General features: G+C 59.4%; 1 protein-coding gene. It reads right to left on the reverse strand.

What is annotated here, in order from left to right; translation table 11 throughout:
- Nucleotides 1-261, reverse strand: a 261-nt coding sequence (locus tag JI666_RS22220) for a MerR family DNA-binding transcriptional regulator (protein WP_206895083.1), incomplete at both ends; no start/stop codon positions are given.

The raw sequence follows: 261 nt of genomic DNA on the forward strand, positions 1-261 counted from the left end.
CCTCTAGGGCGTGGCGGATCTCCCAGATATCATCGAGTGTATACCGACGGTGGCTGCCCGCGGTGGTTTCGACGTCAGCGATCTTTCCTTCTCGATGAAGCTTGCGAAGGTAGGTATGATCGACGCCAAGCAACTCTGCCGCCTCGCCGCTAGTCAGGCTGCGCATGACTTTCTTGGCGTCGGGAGGGAAGTGGGCCGCACGTTGCGCATGAAGGTTTGACGCGAGAAGCTCTGCGTAGTGCCCGATGGCAATGTCCAGGT

Source organism: Bacillus sp. NTK071 (assembly GCF_017303315.1).
Taxonomy (GTDB): Bacteria; Bacillota; Bacilli; order Bacillales; family Guptibacillaceae; genus Guptibacillus.